The sequence below is a fragment of the Tunturiibacter gelidiferens genome, from assembly GCF_014201335.1.
Taxonomy (GTDB): Bacteria; Acidobacteriota; Terriglobia; order Terriglobales; family Acidobacteriaceae; genus Edaphobacter; species Edaphobacter lichenicola_E.
In genome coordinates this window covers 494,625-509,030 of the sequence record NZ_JACHEB010000001.1, presented here as the reverse complement: position 1 = coordinate 509,030, position 14,406 = coordinate 494,625, and the positions used below count along the sequence as shown (strand labels likewise).

11 protein-coding genes are annotated in these 14,406 nt (G+C 56.2%); 5 read left to right on the top strand and 6 right to left on the bottom strand.

Going from position 1 to position 14,406, the window contains the following annotated elements; all coding sequences use genetic code 11:
• Positions 1 to 2: 2 nt before the first annotated feature.
• The 3 genes from gatA to HDF14_RS02050 all read left to right on the top strand — a co-directional run bounded on the left by gatA (position 3) and on the right by HDF14_RS02050 (position 5,486).
• Complete coding sequence (gatA, locus tag HDF14_RS02060; protein WP_183973674.1) at positions 3 to 1,442, top strand: Asp-tRNA(Asn)/Glu-tRNA(Gln) amidotransferase subunit GatA; 1,440 nt, start codon at positions 3 to 5, stop codon at positions 1,440 to 1,442.
• A gap of 206 nt (positions 1,443 to 1,648) precedes the next feature.
• The gene (locus HDF14_RS02055; protein ID WP_183973040.1) at positions 1,649 to 4,477 is read left to right on the top strand and encodes an SLBB domain-containing protein; all 2,829 of its coding nucleotides are present in this window, start codon (positions 1,649 to 1,651) and stop codon (positions 4,475 to 4,477) included.
• A gap of 103 nt (positions 4,478 to 4,580) precedes the next feature.
• Positions 4,581 to 5,486 carry a glycosyltransferase family 2 protein gene (locus HDF14_RS02050; protein WP_183973038.1) on the top strand — a complete coding sequence of 302 codons (906 nt, stop codon included), beginning with the start codon at positions 4,581 to 4,583 and terminating at the stop codon, positions 5,484 to 5,486.
• A gap of 53 nt (positions 5,487 to 5,539) precedes the next feature.
• Here the strand turns inward: HDF14_RS02050 and HDF14_RS02045 are convergent, their stop codons facing one another.
• The 3 genes from HDF14_RS02045 to HDF14_RS02035 form a co-directional block, all read right to left on the bottom strand.
• Positions 5,540 to 8,065: a capsule assembly Wzi family protein gene (locus HDF14_RS02045; RefSeq protein ID WP_183973036.1), complete on the bottom strand. Its 2,526-nt coding sequence runs from the start codon at positions 8,063 to 8,065 to the stop codon at positions 5,540 to 5,542.
• A gap of 274 nt (positions 8,066 to 8,339) precedes the next feature.
• Positions 8,340 to 9,500: a YeiH family protein gene (locus HDF14_RS02040; protein WP_183973034.1), complete on the bottom strand. Its 1,161-nt coding sequence runs from the start codon at positions 9,498 to 9,500 to the stop codon at positions 8,340 to 8,342.
• A 344-nt stretch (positions 9,501 to 9,844) separates the two neighbouring features.
• The gene (locus HDF14_RS02035) at positions 9,845 to 10,624 is read right to left on the bottom strand and encodes a CHAD domain-containing protein (RefSeq protein ID WP_183973032.1); all 780 of its coding nucleotides are present in this window, start codon (positions 10,622 to 10,624) and stop codon (positions 9,845 to 9,847) included.
• A 131-nt stretch (positions 10,625 to 10,755) separates the two neighbouring features.
• Between HDF14_RS02035 and HDF14_RS02030 the strand changes: the two genes are divergently transcribed.
• Positions 10,756 to 11,019, top strand: a complete 264-nt coding sequence (locus HDF14_RS02030; protein ID WP_183973030.1) for a hypothetical protein — start codon at positions 10,756 to 10,758, stop codon at positions 11,017 to 11,019.
• A gap of 27 nt (positions 11,020 to 11,046) precedes the next feature.
• On the opposite strand, the gene HDF14_RS02025 is transcribed toward HDF14_RS02030, so the two are convergent.
• Positions 11,047 to 11,736, bottom strand: coding sequence for an FmdE family protein (locus HDF14_RS02025; protein WP_183973028.1), 690 nt, complete (start codon positions 11,734 to 11,736; stop codon positions 11,047 to 11,049).
• 92 nt (positions 11,737 to 11,828) lie between these two features.
• Between HDF14_RS02025 and HDF14_RS02020 the strand changes: the two genes are divergently transcribed.
• Positions 11,829 to 12,281 carry a CBS domain-containing protein gene (locus HDF14_RS02020; protein WP_183973026.1) on the top strand — a complete coding sequence of 151 codons (453 nt, stop codon included), beginning with the start codon at positions 11,829 to 11,831 and terminating at the stop codon, positions 12,279 to 12,281.
• On the opposite strand, the gene HDF14_RS02015 is transcribed toward HDF14_RS02020, so the two are convergent.
• Both HDF14_RS02015 and HDF14_RS02010 read right to left on the bottom strand, forming a co-directional pair.
• Positions 12,271 to 13,968, bottom strand: a complete 1,698-nt coding sequence (locus tag HDF14_RS02015) for a SulP family inorganic anion transporter (RefSeq protein ID WP_183973024.1) — start codon at positions 13,966 to 13,968, stop codon at positions 12,271 to 12,273. The two genes, HDF14_RS02020 and HDF14_RS02015, sit on opposite strands and share 11 nt — an antisense overlap.
• Before the next feature lie 194 nt (positions 13,969 to 14,162).
• Positions 14,163 to 14,372: a hypothetical protein gene (locus HDF14_RS02010; protein ID WP_183973022.1), complete on the bottom strand. Its 210-nt coding sequence runs from the start codon at positions 14,370 to 14,372 to the stop codon at positions 14,163 to 14,165.
• Positions 14,373 to 14,406: the final 34 nt, after the last annotated feature.

Genomic DNA, 14,406 nt, shown 5'->3' with positions numbered 1-14,406 from the left:
TAGTGGATTTGCAAAATCTGACAATCGATTTAGCGCGGGAGGCGATAGCTTCGGGGAAGACGACGGCGACAGAGCTCGCAGAGCTGCACTATGACCGCATCGCCTCTCTGGATGGCAAGATCAATAGTTTTCTGGCGCTAAGTCGGGTGCGAGCGTTGACGCAAGCTCGGAAGATTGACGAGATGGCCGCGAAGGGCGAAGTGTTGCCGCCACTGGCCGGGGTGCCGGTGGGGATCAAAGATGTTCTGGTAATGCAGGGTGCTCCAGCGACGGCGGGTTCACTGATCTTGAAAGGGTACCGACCGTCATATGATGCGACCGTAGTCGCTAAGCTGGAAGCGGCTGGGGCGACACTTCTAGGTAAACTCAATTGCGACGAGTTTGCGATGGGGTCGTCGAATGAAAATTCCGCATATGGACCCGTGCTGAATCCAAGGGACTTGGGCAGGGTTCCGGGCGGCTCGAGCGGTGGTTCTGCGGCGGCCGTTGCGGCTAATTTCGCCACGGCGACGCTGGGTACCGATACCGGTGGGTCGATTCGACAGCCAGCGGCCTTCTGCGGAGTTGTAGGCGTCCTGCCGACCTATGGAAGGGTCAGCCGGTATGGATTGATTGCATTCGCCTCCTCTTTGGACCGAGTGGGACCGTTGACGAAGACCGTGAAAGATGCTGCGAGAGTGCTCCAGGTGATTGCAGGTAAAGATGTTATGGACGCAACTTCATCAAGCAGGCCGGTTCACGACTATGTCGGCGAGCTGGCGAATCCGGTAGAGGGGCTACGGATTGGCGTGCCGGAGGAGTACTTTGGGGAGGGACTAGATTCGGAGATTCGACGTGCAATTGATGCCACAATTGATGGTTTAAAGATGGTGGGGTGCGTGGTAAAGCCGGTAAGTTTACCCCACACCAAATACGCAATTCCTACCTACTACGTCATCGCTACGGCTGAGGCTTCATCAAACCTTTCGCGGTTCGATGGGGTCAGGTTCGGGCTGAGGGCGGAAGAGGCAAACACGCTGTCAGCGATGTTTAGGAAGACTCGAGACCAGGGTTTCGGCGCCGAAGTGAAACGTCGGATCCTGCTGGGCACCTATGCACTCAGCGCGGGCTACTATGATGCCTACTACCGCAAAGCGCAGCAGGTTCGAACTCTGCTGACACGGGACTTTATGACGGCATTCGCTGATGTGGATGTGCTGGTGGCCCCGGTAACTCCGACCCCGGCGTTTAAACTCGGCGAAAAGACAGACGATCCCGTTCAGATGTATTTAGAGGACATTTACTCGGTGGCGGCCAGTCTCGCGGGAATCTGCGGTATCTCCGTCCCCTGTGGGCAAACGAAGGAAGGCTTGCCGATAGGTGTGCAGATCATGGCCAAGCACTTTGATGAAGCCACTATGCTGCGCGTCGGGCAGGCCGTCGAAAAGCAGCAGGCGCAATAGGTTGGGCCACTAAGCGGTGCTCGTCAGTACATGCGCTGATAGGTTCGATTGAAGATCGCGCCAGATGCATCGGGAAGGCAGAAGTCACCGAGACCGTTCGTTGCGACAGCCAGAGTTAACTGTTCGATAACTCATTTCAACGAGTTATCGGGTGCTGATTGTATGATGAACAGTACAGGCAAATAAGGTTAAGAGGATCAGAGCAGATGCAGTTTGGTAGTTCCCCCAGAGTATGCAGGTTTGGATTTGTGTTTCTGTTTACTGTGTTCGGGACGCTCACGTCATCGGCTCAGTTGGATCAATTCGGTCAGGGACTGGGAGGAGGACAACTCGGACAGCAGCCATCCTGTGACCCGAATGATCCGACGTGCCAATCTTCGGACCCGGGCAGTTTTCAGACGCGCAATCCTTCGAGCAATCAGCAACAGCAGAACTCGACGCCGCAGATTATTGTGCCTGGGCAGGACACTACCCAGACCAATACGCAAAATAATCTTCAGAATCAACAACAAAACCAGAATCAACTGACTCGTCTTCCTCTGGACTCGCCAACGGAATTTCAGCTTCTGGTTGCCAATTCGATTGGCAAAATGTTGCCGATTTATGGAGTAAACCTGTTTCGGAATCTGCCTTCCACGTTTGCACCTGTCAATTTGGTTCCGGTTACGCCAGATTATGTCGTCGGTCCTGGGGACGAATTGATCATCCAGATGTGGGGCCAGGTCACGCTTAACGGCCGCTTTTTAGTCGATCGATCTGGAAGCATCTTCGTACCGCAGGTAGGCTCGATTCACGTCGCCGGCGTGAAATCTGACCAGATGCACGACTTCCTGAAGAGTCAGGTTAGCAGGGTTTTTAGAAACTTTGACCTTAGTGTGAATTTGGGGCAGCTTAGGTCAATCCAGGTGTTTGTGGTTGGCCAGGCACGAAGACCAGGTAGTTACACGATCAGCTCCTTGAGCACATTGACCAACGCACTTTTCGCCACAGGAGGCCCATCACCGCAGGGGAGCCTCCGACATATTCAGTTAAAGCGCGAGGGTAAGGTAGTTGTCGATTTCGATCTGTATGACCTGTTGCTGCGTGGTGATAAATCGAAGGACGAGAAATTATTGCCCGGTGACGTGATTTACATCCCTCCCGCCGGTCCGCAGATAGCTGTCTCAGGCAGTGTCAACAAACCAGCAATTTATGAACTGAAATCGCAGGGCGATACGACAATGGATGACGCTCTCGAGCTTGCTGCGGGGCTATCAAACGTGGCTTCGAGACAAAGAGTTCGGTTAGAGCGCGTGGACGACCACCGAAGGCGAAGCATGACGGAGGTATCCCTCGATGCACGCGGAAGGGCCACCGTGATGCAGGATGGCGACCTGTTGGAAGTAGACGCAGTGGTCAGCCAGTACAGAGATGCAGTGACTCTACGCGGCAATGTAGCGAATCCTGGACGTTATACCTGGAAACCCGGAATGCGCGTTCGCGATCTCCTGCCTGACAAGGATGCGCTTATCACGCGTGATTATTGGCTCAAGCGAAGTCAGCTCGGACAACCTACGCTGACCTATATCCCCACATGCCTTCCTTTGACGCCGTACGGTATACCCAACTTGCGTTACGGAATTGCTGTTGGAGAAGAGGGATTGAACCCAAACTGGAGATATTCTTCCACCAGAAATCCGAATCTGATTGGATTGGCTTTCGGGAATGAAGAAGGAAGCAGCTATCGAACGCCAGATCAAGATGCAAACGGCGACGCCGATGCTTCTACTGACGGCGGACTTGACTGCATGAAAATTCCTGCATCGCAAACCGCGTTGGGCGGTTCCAACGATCGGTACGTCCCGTCTGCAGCGGCAAATGCGGCAACTGGAACGAATGCAAATGGTTCCAATAATCAAAACGCTAACACGGGAAGCAACTCCAACACATCTGCATCTACGTTGCCGCAAAACGGCTTCCCAGGTACGCAACAACCGCCTTCAAATCGCATCAGCGCAGCAAGCGCCAGTCTAGGCTCGACCGTGGAAAACTCCTCGGCGGGCCAATTCCGGCCGAAGAACAATGTCAAATTGGGCGAGCCAGATATCGATTGGAGCTACGCTGTCGTTGAGCGTCAGAGCAAGGAGACCCTGACGACATCACTCCTTCCTTTCAACCTTGGAAAGGTTGTTCTAGGGGGAGATAGTACGCAAGATCTGGAGCTGCTTCCCGGAGACGTGGTTACGGTCTTCTCGAAGGCGGACATTAGTGTTCCTCAAGAGCAGCAGACTCGATTTGTGCGGTTGGACGGAGAGTTCGCCTCCTCGGGTGTGTACAGTGTTCAGCCAGGCGAAACGCTCAGACACTTGGTGGAACGCGCCGGCGGGTTTACCTCGGAAGCTTATTTATATGGTTCAGAGTTCACCCGCGAATCGACACGTCGCGTTCAGCAAGCGCGTCTGAATCAGTATGTCGATGAGATCGCGCTTCAGGTGAGCACAAACGCGACCAACAACGCCGGGAGAGCTATCAGCGCTTCAGACACAGCCGCGGCAACTGCAGCTCAGGCACAAAATCAGAACATCATCGCCAGTTTGCGACAAGTGAGATCCACAGGACGAATCGTATTGGATTTGAAGCCAGCCAGTCACGACTTGAGTCAGATACCTGACCTCCCGCTCGAAGACGGAGATCGCTTCATCGTTCCGCGTGTTCCATCTACCGTAAGCGTGGACGGAGCGGTCTACAACCAGAACTCATTCGTGTTCGACCAGGAACGTCGGCTGGGGGGTTACATAAGACTGGCTGGTGGAACGAATCGAGATGCGGATAAGAGCCGGGCCTACGTAATCCGTGCGAGTGGATCTGTGATCAGCAAGCAATATAGTTCTTCTTTGCGGGGAAACAACTTCGATTCATTGCATTTGTATCCTGGCGACACGGTTGTTGTTCCTCTGAATCTGACAAAGGGCAATACGATACGGTTGATCGTTGATATTGCGCAGATCGTCGGCCAGTTTGGAATCGCGATAGCCGCGGCCACTGTTGTCTTCTAGGAAAGAGCTGGTGAAGATGGTGCTTCAACATCTCGATCTTCAAGCCAGATCGAGGAGTACAACTCGCGTCAGAAGCCTGTTCGATAGTGATAGGCTCTAAACGGTGAATTTTTTCGTCGTTGTACCTACTCTGAATGCCGCCGAAGATTGGTCTCGTCTTACAGCACCGCTTTTAGGATGTATTCCAGCGGACCGGGTGCTAATACTTGATTCCTCTTCCACTGATGAGACGGCGAATCTGGCTACTGCTGCTGGTTTTCGAGTTCAGGTGATTGCAAGATCTGAGTTCAATCACGGCGGCACAAGACAACTGGCGGTCGAGTTGCTGCCTGATGCAGAGATACTTGTATTCCTAACTCAGGATGTCGAGTTGGCGGAGGCCGACGACATCAATCGGCTGCTCGAAGCCCTCATCGATCCAACCGTTGCCGCTGCTTTTGGACGCCAGCTTCCTCGTCGTGGGGCGACTCCAAGTGAAGCTCATGCTCGCTTGTACAACTATCCCGCCCAGTCTGATATGCGCACATTGGCTAGCCGAGAAAAGCTTGGATTTAAAACCATCTTTATTTCGAACTCATTTGCGGCTTATCGACGCGTTGCGCTCATGGCGGTGGGAGGATTTCCGAGAGACGTCATCTTCGGAGAAGATACGATCACTGCTGCCAGAATGCTTTTGGCAGGATGGAAGATAGCCTATGTGGCCGAGGCGATGGTGTATCACTCACACAGCTATACCTGGGAGCAGGAATTTCGACGGTACTTCGACATTGGGGTGCTTCACCAGCGGGAAAGCTGGATCCTTCGTGAATTTGGCGGCGCGGGCGGGGAGGGCGGTAGATTTGTTCGATCCGAATTGCGTTATCTCTGGCCACGTTATTGGTGGGCCATCCCATCAGCGTTGGTCCGTACGGCGGCAAAGTGGATGGGTTATCGGCTGGGCAGAATTGAAAGTCGATTGAGCCTTGAGTCCAAGCGCAGATTAAGTATGAATCGACAATTCTGGAACTAGTCGCATGTCACAGTGTCCGCATCCCATCTGGGCTTAGACCCGGAAAAGGGACCTCAGTGATGCAGATTCAACTCTGGCGTCCATGTCACCTGCAGCCAACCGCTGGTGTTGTGCTGTGAGCCGCTCATGTAAGAGGGGATGAGGAAACGCTCGTACTGCGTGAAGATCTGTGCCTGCCAATGGCGATTGAAGGCGTACGAGCCGTTAACGAAACCATCGGTAATCGTACTGCCGCCGGGTAGAAATAGCGTACCTCCCTTATTCTGGCGGTAGCCAAATTCGAGTTTTGTCCGCGCAGAAAACCAGTAATTGCTAGTGCCTTGGATTGCACGTCCGTCGCGACCCACAGCATTGCCTATCAGAAACCCTTTGTTTGTATTCCCGTCCAAGTATTGATTATTTATATAGAAGTGTTGGCCGCCGAAGTCGGTGGCGAGACCAGTGGTGCTTACGGCTTCCACGCGTAGATCCATGTGGGGCAGGAAGGGCAACCGTGCAAAGTAAATCCCCGGACTCCAGGCGGCTCTGCGAGGAGCGTCGAGTGGGCTGGGGTCGTCGTCGGAATATGCGTCCGCATACAGTGTGACAAGCCGGCTCATGAATGGAAGTCGATAGCTGAAGTCGAAGTTGCTCTTGCGGTCACCTGGATCCTGTCGATCGCCGTACCCTGCGCTGCCCCCTCCACCACTCGTCCCGCTTCCAGTTGAGTTGTAGCTGAAGACGTTGTCCTTGAAGGTGTGGAATGTGATCGGGTGTCCGACGCCCCAAAAGATCGACCAGCGTGTGAAGCTCATTTCAAGGTTGTCCCCGAAGTTTAAGTCGATCTTTTGCCCGTTGTACCAAGGACGCGCTGGATAGCTGTGTCCGGACAGCTTTCCGAGCACGATATCGAAACGGTAAGTCCCGAGGGATGGAACGAACGGGAAGGGGTGGGGACGGGTAGATACAAGGCGCAGGTTGTAGGTCGGCTCTGCGTTGCTGGAGAAGGCGAGCGGACCGATATTCGTCGGACCCCAGTAGAGTTCTTGTTTGCCGAAAGAAACTTCATTGCCGGCGAACGCGATCCCTCCATAGAGTTCAATTGGGCGCTGTCGAGTATAGGCCGACCTTTCAGGAATCGGCTCTATGTGCGGATCGGAGTCGGGCTGTATCTGATCCAGTTCGTTGATCAGTTGATTCCTCTCCTCTGATTCCGCCGGATTGCCGGGACCGTGCTGCAGCTCCTGACGGTCGTAGAAGAACAGTCGCCCATAACGGGCGCGCACCGAATACCCGAGAATCGCGCTACTGCCACGGCCAAGCGGGCGACCGAAGTCGTTCCACCAGGTCTGGCCAAAATGGAAACTGTCTGACAGTGCTGGCCCCGCAATCGTTCCAAATCGCCCGTAGACCGATTCAAGACTCGCCACCTCGTAGTAGGTCGGCTCTGTTTCGAATTCAACTTGGAGATCGGCTATGAGCAAGCGGGCCTGTTTGAGTAGACTTGGACTGCTGTAGTCCTCCCGATCAGCCAGATCCTCTGCCACTCTCAGCTGTCGCAGGCACTCCTGCCGGGTCCATGGGCGGATCGAGACGCTTTGGCCGGGAATGAACCCCATCGCGGCCAGTCTTTCAAGCGCAGGATAGACCCAACTGTCCATTGGCACATTCGTTGATCCGATGGTGTCTGGATCATCCTCTTCCGTAAAAAGCCGTGGGGGGTGGTGGGCGACAGGGACTGGCTGAGAAGGCCCACCTGCCTGCGATACCTTGTGGGTCCGCGGCACGCCGAAATCTCCTGGCATCGGCGCGGAATCGAAAGGGTTCAGGCCAAAGTTGTGGTGCGCCCGATAGACGTAGTGCCCGATCAGCCATCCGGTCACGCTTCCGATCAGGACATCCGACGGGAAGTGTTGTTCCGCAAGCACACGGCTTGCACTCACTCCGGTCGCCAGCCCATAGACCGCAGTGCGTGTAATCCAGCCAGGATATTCATCTCCGATCACTGCCGCCAGAGCCCATGCCGCGGTCGCGTGATTTGATGGAAATGACGAGTCGGTGAGGCCCGAACTGAAGAAGTCTCCCTTGGCATCATTTACGAGTGGACGGTCACGCCGGGAGATGAATTTCCCCACTTCGCTCACGGTCAGGCTGTCCGCCACCGCTTCGCCAGCCAGCAGGCCGGTCTCGCGGGCCTGCGGAGCGTAGTTGAACAGACTCCATAGGTACATGCTCGCAGGCACCGCGCCAAGTGCTACAACTCCAGCGTCCGACAGGGTATTGAACGTGCTTCGGTCGTCCGCGTTGATGTGGATCAGCGAGTTCATGGTGTGTTGGTCGCTGCCTATCAGCAAGCCCGTTGCCGAGCCCAGCGGCAGCAGCCAGATTGCGTCGCTCGGCCGCAGGTGCAGCGGGCTGGTCCAGATAGCCTTTTGGTCGAGTAAAAACCGCTTCGGGGTGCCAGCCAAGGTGACGTCCGGTCGGTCTGACGGGTCTGCCGCCTGACCTGAAGGAGATCCGGTGGGGACCTGTGGTTCCGGTGCATCGGGCAGAGACGCGGAGGTGTCTGCCGAAACCTTGTTCGATGAGACGGGCTGCATCGAGGCACTTTGTGCGTAGCACAACTGACCGATTGGAAGCAGGAGGGATACTGCGAAAAACAGGAATCGACCAGGTTTTAGGTGCATTACAGGCATCGTTAACGGTTCAGGGCTGCTCGACTCGAATACTGCAACCCCTTGCAGGAGGCTACCATAGCCTGACGCATACCGATGAGAGCGTGACCAAAACGTGACAACTTTCCGCCTTCATGGAAGGGCACGGCTCGCTCGTAACTCTACGAGCGGACCGCTCACAGTCCAGAAAAGCGTCGGTCTAGAGGTGGAAGAAGTGATTGGCCCCGAGAACCAGCAGCAGGGTAATGGCAGCGATAGCGACTTCGCCAACAGCTCCGACGACGAACGGTCTGGCTCCTTGTTTGAAGAGGTCCTTCAGATTCGTGCGCAGTCCCACACCGGCGAACGTGAGCAGAAAGGCCCAACGGCTTAGATTCCCAAGCGCCGTTATCTGAGGTTTCGAGAAGCCCAGCGCAGCTACGTGTGGGTTAGTCGACGACCCGAGCGTCGCAAGAAGGGAGATAAAGAGAAAACCGAGCACGAACTTGGGGAACTTCTTCCATAGAAACGCCGCCTTGTTCTCCAATTGTGCTGTGGCTGCACGGCTCGCGAGACCTTTGCGTGCCCATTGGATCGCGTAGGCCAGCACGACGAAGCCAATCAGAGCGTTGCGGCAGGTCTTAGCAAGCACGGCGAACTTGCCTGCAGCATCGGAATAGAGGGCTCCGGCAGCGGTGGCTTCGGCGGTGTTGTCGACGGCGAGACCAGCCCAAAGACCATACGCGCGGTCGCTCATGTGCAGTGCGTGACCGATGAGCGGGAAGGTGAACAGCGAGATTGCACCGAGTGCCAGGATCGCAGCGATAGCGGTGGAGGAGTCCTCTTCGTCCGCGTCGATTACGCCCTGAGTGGCGATAATGGCAGAAACACCGCAGACACTGGAGCCAACGGCCAGAAGCGTGGTGAGTTGGGGACCGAGTTTGAACGTACGACCTAGCCAGGTCATAAAGGTCAGCGAGAAGGCGAACGCTACGAAGACCAGGGCGAGCGAAATTCCGCCGAGTTTGAGGATGTCACCAAGGATGAAACGTGCGCCAAGCAGGATGATTCCGGCCTTGAGCCAGAATTCGTAGGTAGCGACGCCAGCCCGGAAGATTCGAGGAAGGCCGACGGTATTGGCGATCAGTATGCCAAAGAGGATGGCCCAGAGGACATATTCGATGTTAGGAAGGACGTAGTGATGAGCCTTCCCATAGGTGTTGATGAAGTGCTCGACAAACTTGCCCGCGTACCCGACGATCGCCAGAAGTGCGATGCCCGGAAGTAAGCCCAGGAGCGAGGAGCGCTCAGCGGGAACGCGGCCCGGGGCGTGCGGGGGGTACTCGGTACGAAGATCGGGTAGATCGACTGAGGCGGCCATAAGTTCTCCTTAGTGCAGAATTTGTTGGGAGCGCGGACTTCGATGCTTACCAGCCAACAGTTTTGAGCAGGCCAACGCGAACGATGACGGCGAGAGCAAGAGACAACACAATTGCCCACGTATCAGTGGAAAAAGAGAGACGGGTGCGAGGGATGGACATGGAGAAATCTCCTTGGAAGAAACGTGGTGCACACAAAAATATGTGTAAGCTACGGCATTAAATTGTGAAGAAAGGGGGTACTACGCAGGGGGACTAGCTACAACAACAGCGAGTGGGCATGAGGTACAGGGTCGCGAATTGGCGGAAGACCGTCATGTTGAGGTTCAGTGTACACCATCCGCGCTCAGGCCCTCAGCAGATGAGCTGCTTTGGACTCAGCCCGGCGCCGCAGTAGTCCTGTCTTTACGTAAAGCCTTTCAGTGAAAGGACTTTTGCCCGGAAGGCTGGCATGGGCATGGTTTAACAAAAGCAGACAATCGTGCCACGCTCCGGTAGTCTGCTGGACGTTCTCCATACGCTTTGCAAACTTCGCCGCGGTTTTAGAGGATTCGCCGCCGATCTCTGCGATGTACCGTGCCGTCTTGCAGGCCTTGCGGATCGAGTGGAGGTCTTCATCCTCATGAGGATTAAGACCACGCACCGCCGGGGTTAGCCAGCTTCGCGCTGCGTCGACGAGATTTCCTCCGCTGAGCTTGAGATCGGTGAGCCCCGCAACAGTTGCTTCGAGCCTGTCGAGGGTAAGGCGGATTTCATCTTCATCCGCGAGGATCTGCCGATGCAGCTTTTTCACCTTCTTCTTTCTCAGCGCTTGCAACTCCTGGTCTAACTCAGCCGCGCCGCTTACTGCTTGGTAAGAGCTGAGAAGTTCACGGTGAACATCCAGATCGCGTACTCCTCCGGAGGTCCGGCGAATCTGCCGAAGCGAACGCCTGAAGGCCTTGGATCTCTTCTGAAGTGTGGGCAGATCGGCAGAGGAATTCAATACTTCGAGCACGGCTTCCAGGCGGCGAGTGCTGGAACGAAGCTTGTGAACGGCTTCTGGTTTGGGATCGTCGAGGCAGGCGGCCATTGCGGCCTTCAAAGTCAGAGAGTGACGAAGAAATGCGATGACTGGTTGCGGCATTTAGAACACCTTGCCTTTTTTACAGATGCAAATCTTCCGACTCGAGCTTCCGCGACACCGGATCACCATGATAGTTGCGCGCAACCGCTGTTACGAAGGCGTGTTTCATTTGGTGTAGGCAGGAGGTTGTTATGAAGATTACAAACGTAAAAGCGATGGTTGCAAAGGCTGTAACGGTTACTTTACTCGCAGGTGCGGTCGCGTTGGCTGTACCGGCGAAGGCGGACGCACAGCAGCTTGCCGTGGGCGTTCGGGTCGGTTATCCGGGCTACTACGGCTACTATGGACCGGACTACTACGCTCGACAGCGCTTTGGGCAGGAGCGTCGTCATGCCGAGTGGGTACGAGCCCACGAATATGCACGCTATCACTACGACCATCGCGGACGCTGGTAATCAACGCGTGACTCTGCTAGCTCCTAACTAACAATGTTCGCAGGCCGGTTGCGGAGAGGTTTCCGCGCCGGCCTCGCTGTTGGTCCCAAACTCCCTCTCTGTGAAAGGTCTATAGTAGCGGGCCTCGGGGAAGGCACAACCTTGGCAAAGTGTTCGTCCACCGAGCAGGTGCTCCCGATCATAGTTAATGCCTTCGCCGCACTGCGCGCAGGTAATGCGTGCCGACTTGTAGCCAGGCATTTCGCGAGGATGAATCGGGACCGCAACCCACTCTTCATGGAACAGGTCAACATTCGGAAGCTCGCGATAAGCAAGCATCTGCTGCTGATTTTTATTCTCGATATGCGGAAAGAGTTCACGAGCACGCTGTTTGGACGATTCAAGCGCTGCAATACGAACGGCTTTAAAGACGGGTGTGTCGTCTTGCGGTGTGAGAGGCGAGTTGAGGTCCACGAAGGTAGCGGCCATCTTCCCCCAGTCGCGAAATTTAATGGCGCGCTTGCCAAGACGGCAGCCCGTGACGACAGCAATTGCGTCGGTGGCGCAACGGTCGATCTCGATGAAGGTCACCAAGCGCTTGCGATCGACTCCCTTCGGATCTTCGATGCCGAGCCGTTCGCAACCAAGCATCGCCAATCTGACCCCGAGAATCTGCCCGGCGCAGAGGTGGCCGTGGGCGATCTCTGCTTCACGGAGGAGAGAGTCAAAAGACTGCATAGCAAGATGATACCGCTGGCAATGGACGCACGTCTTTTGAGTATTGCGCGAGGTTGCGCGCCGGGGGTACTATTCGAGGCCCGAGGTGCTCAATGGCTGAATTTGCAACGACAATTGGTATGGTGCTTAAGCAGAAGTCTGGGGCAGTTGCGGCGATCGCTCCTGATGCCTCCGTGTACCAGGCAGTCGAGATGATGGCCGAGCGGCAGGTCGGCGCGCTGCTGGTGATGCAGCAGCAATCGTTGCTAGGGATCATCTCCGAACGTGACTATGCGCGAAAGGTCATCCTGCAGGGGCGCTCGTCAAAGGAGACGCTGGTTGCCGAGATCATGAGCAGTCCGGTGATCTCCGTGTCGCCAAAGCACACAGTAGGAGAGTGCATGCGCCTCATCACGAAGAATCGCATCCGGCACCTGCCGGTGGTGGAGGCCAATGCAGTCGTCGGGGTGGTCTCGATCGGCGATCTGGTGAACTCGGTCATCAACGAGCAGGAGATGACGATCCGCCACCTCGAAGCCTATATCTCGGGGGCGGCTACGACGTAGGGGACGGTTGCGCCAACGTGACAGATGGGGCCGGCCCCAGTGCCTCAAAGGCATCGACTGCGTCATGGAGTCGGTTGAAGATCCACGCAGGGCCAATGGCTTCGGTGAGATGGTGGCGGTCGAAGTCGGCCCGTGTGTTCCAGGGCAATCGAGCGAATCCGAACTGGACGCCCATGCCCGCCAGATTTTTCTTCAACTCTTCAATGGATCGGGCCGCGCTGTAATCCAGGTTCGTGATCGCTTCGCCGTCAATGATGACCCAGCGCACGGTTGTCGGCGACGGACCCACCAGCCTGAGGACTTCGTCGCAGAAGCGGCTTGCGTTTGCGTAGAAAAGCGCGGCTCCAAATCGATACATCACAAGCCCCGGCGCAGTAGCGGCGCCTGGATCGGGGGGAATCAGCTTCCATATGATGGTCTCATCCGGGACCATGACGCCGGTGCGCGGATGATAGATGTGGTGCACGATGCGCAGCAAAGAAAGTACCATCGCCAGAATGATGCCCTGCTCCACCCCCGCTGTAATCACCACGATGGTGGTTGTCACCGCGAGCGCAAACTCGCCTGGGCTCTCGCGGCGGATGCTGGCGAGGCTGCGCAGTTTGATCAGGCGAATCGCCACCAGGAAGACCAGGGTACCGAGGACGCACTGAGGAAGAAACTGTAGTGGTTTAGTCAGAAATAGCAGGACGAGCGCAACCACAACAGCCGTGGTGACCTGAGCAACCTGGCTCTGACTTCCCGCACTCTCGACCATCGCAGTCTGCGTGGGGCTACCGTTGACGACGAAAGTCCCGCTGAAGGCAGCGGCCGCGTTGGCGGCGGACAGCCCAACCAGGTCCTGGTTTTCATCAAGCCGTTGGTGATGGCGCGCTGCATAGACGCGAGAGGTCGCAGCGCTCTGGGTGAGAATCATGACCGCGCACGAAGCTGCCACAGAGAGTAGCGGAGGAACGTCCCGCCAGCTGACGTCAGGCATGGCAAAGTGCGGCAGACCGCCCACCACCGGGCCAATGATGGCGATGCCGTGTCCAGCAAAGTTCCACAGCGCGCTGGCTCCAACGGCCAGAATGACGGCCAACATTGGACCCGGCGCCTTAGGCGCAGCCCACCGGAGAGCAAAGACGAACGCAAGCACGGCCAGGGTCACCGCCAGCGTTGGAAGATGAACTTTCGGGAGGCCACGGCTGATCTCCACGAGCTGGAGAATCGATCGATGCGAGGTGACCTGAATGCCAAGCATCTGACCCAGAACCGCAATGCCGACCTGAAAACCAATCCCCGTCAGGAAGCCGACAAGTACTGTCTGCGAGAGAAAGTCTGAGACGAAGCCCAGCTTGAGCAAACGGCCGAGTAGCAGGAAAGCAGCCGTCAGCAACGCAACCAGACCTGCCAGTGCAACGTACCGTGTGCTCGCGGACGGCGCCATACCGACTAGTCCGCCGCGAAGAATTGCTGCGGTGGCCGAGTCGGCAGCGACGACCAGAAATCGCGACGACCCGAAGGTCGCAAACGCAAACAGCGGCAACAGAAGGGAATACAGACCGGTTACGACCGGCATCCCCGCGATTCGTGTGTACCCAAGAGCCTGGGGAATGTTCATTGCGGCAAACGCAACCCCGGCGACCGCGTCTCGTAAGGCACCACCTCGTTTTAACGGTCTAATGCCCTGGAACAAATTCAACAAATTGACGACTCCTGTACGGCAAGCAGCGCAAATCAACGGCTTCACAGCGGCCGTATTGCAAGTAGACGTTGATGCTAAAACAAATACCGCATTTTGGCCTGCGCAAGATCAGGAAACCGCCCAGCCAGGAGGTAGAGCAACTCAAATCGAGACGGACGTCGTCGTCAGGCGACAAGAAAAAGGCGCTGCGACAGCTAGAGCGCCGTGTCCGAGGGGTCAGTGATGGAAACTTGCTGCTTTGTGACAGTCGCGGTGCACTTTCCGCAGGCCGGGCAGCTTCGCCCTTTACGATGCAGCACGGCAGAGACGATGAAGACCTTGCCGCACGAGGTGCACTGGACAGCCGCATTGTTGCCATACCAGTCTTCAAATTGGCCCAGGGCGGCTTTGTCCAGATAGCGCATAGAATGCTCCCACCTCAATATTATGAGCGCTCTA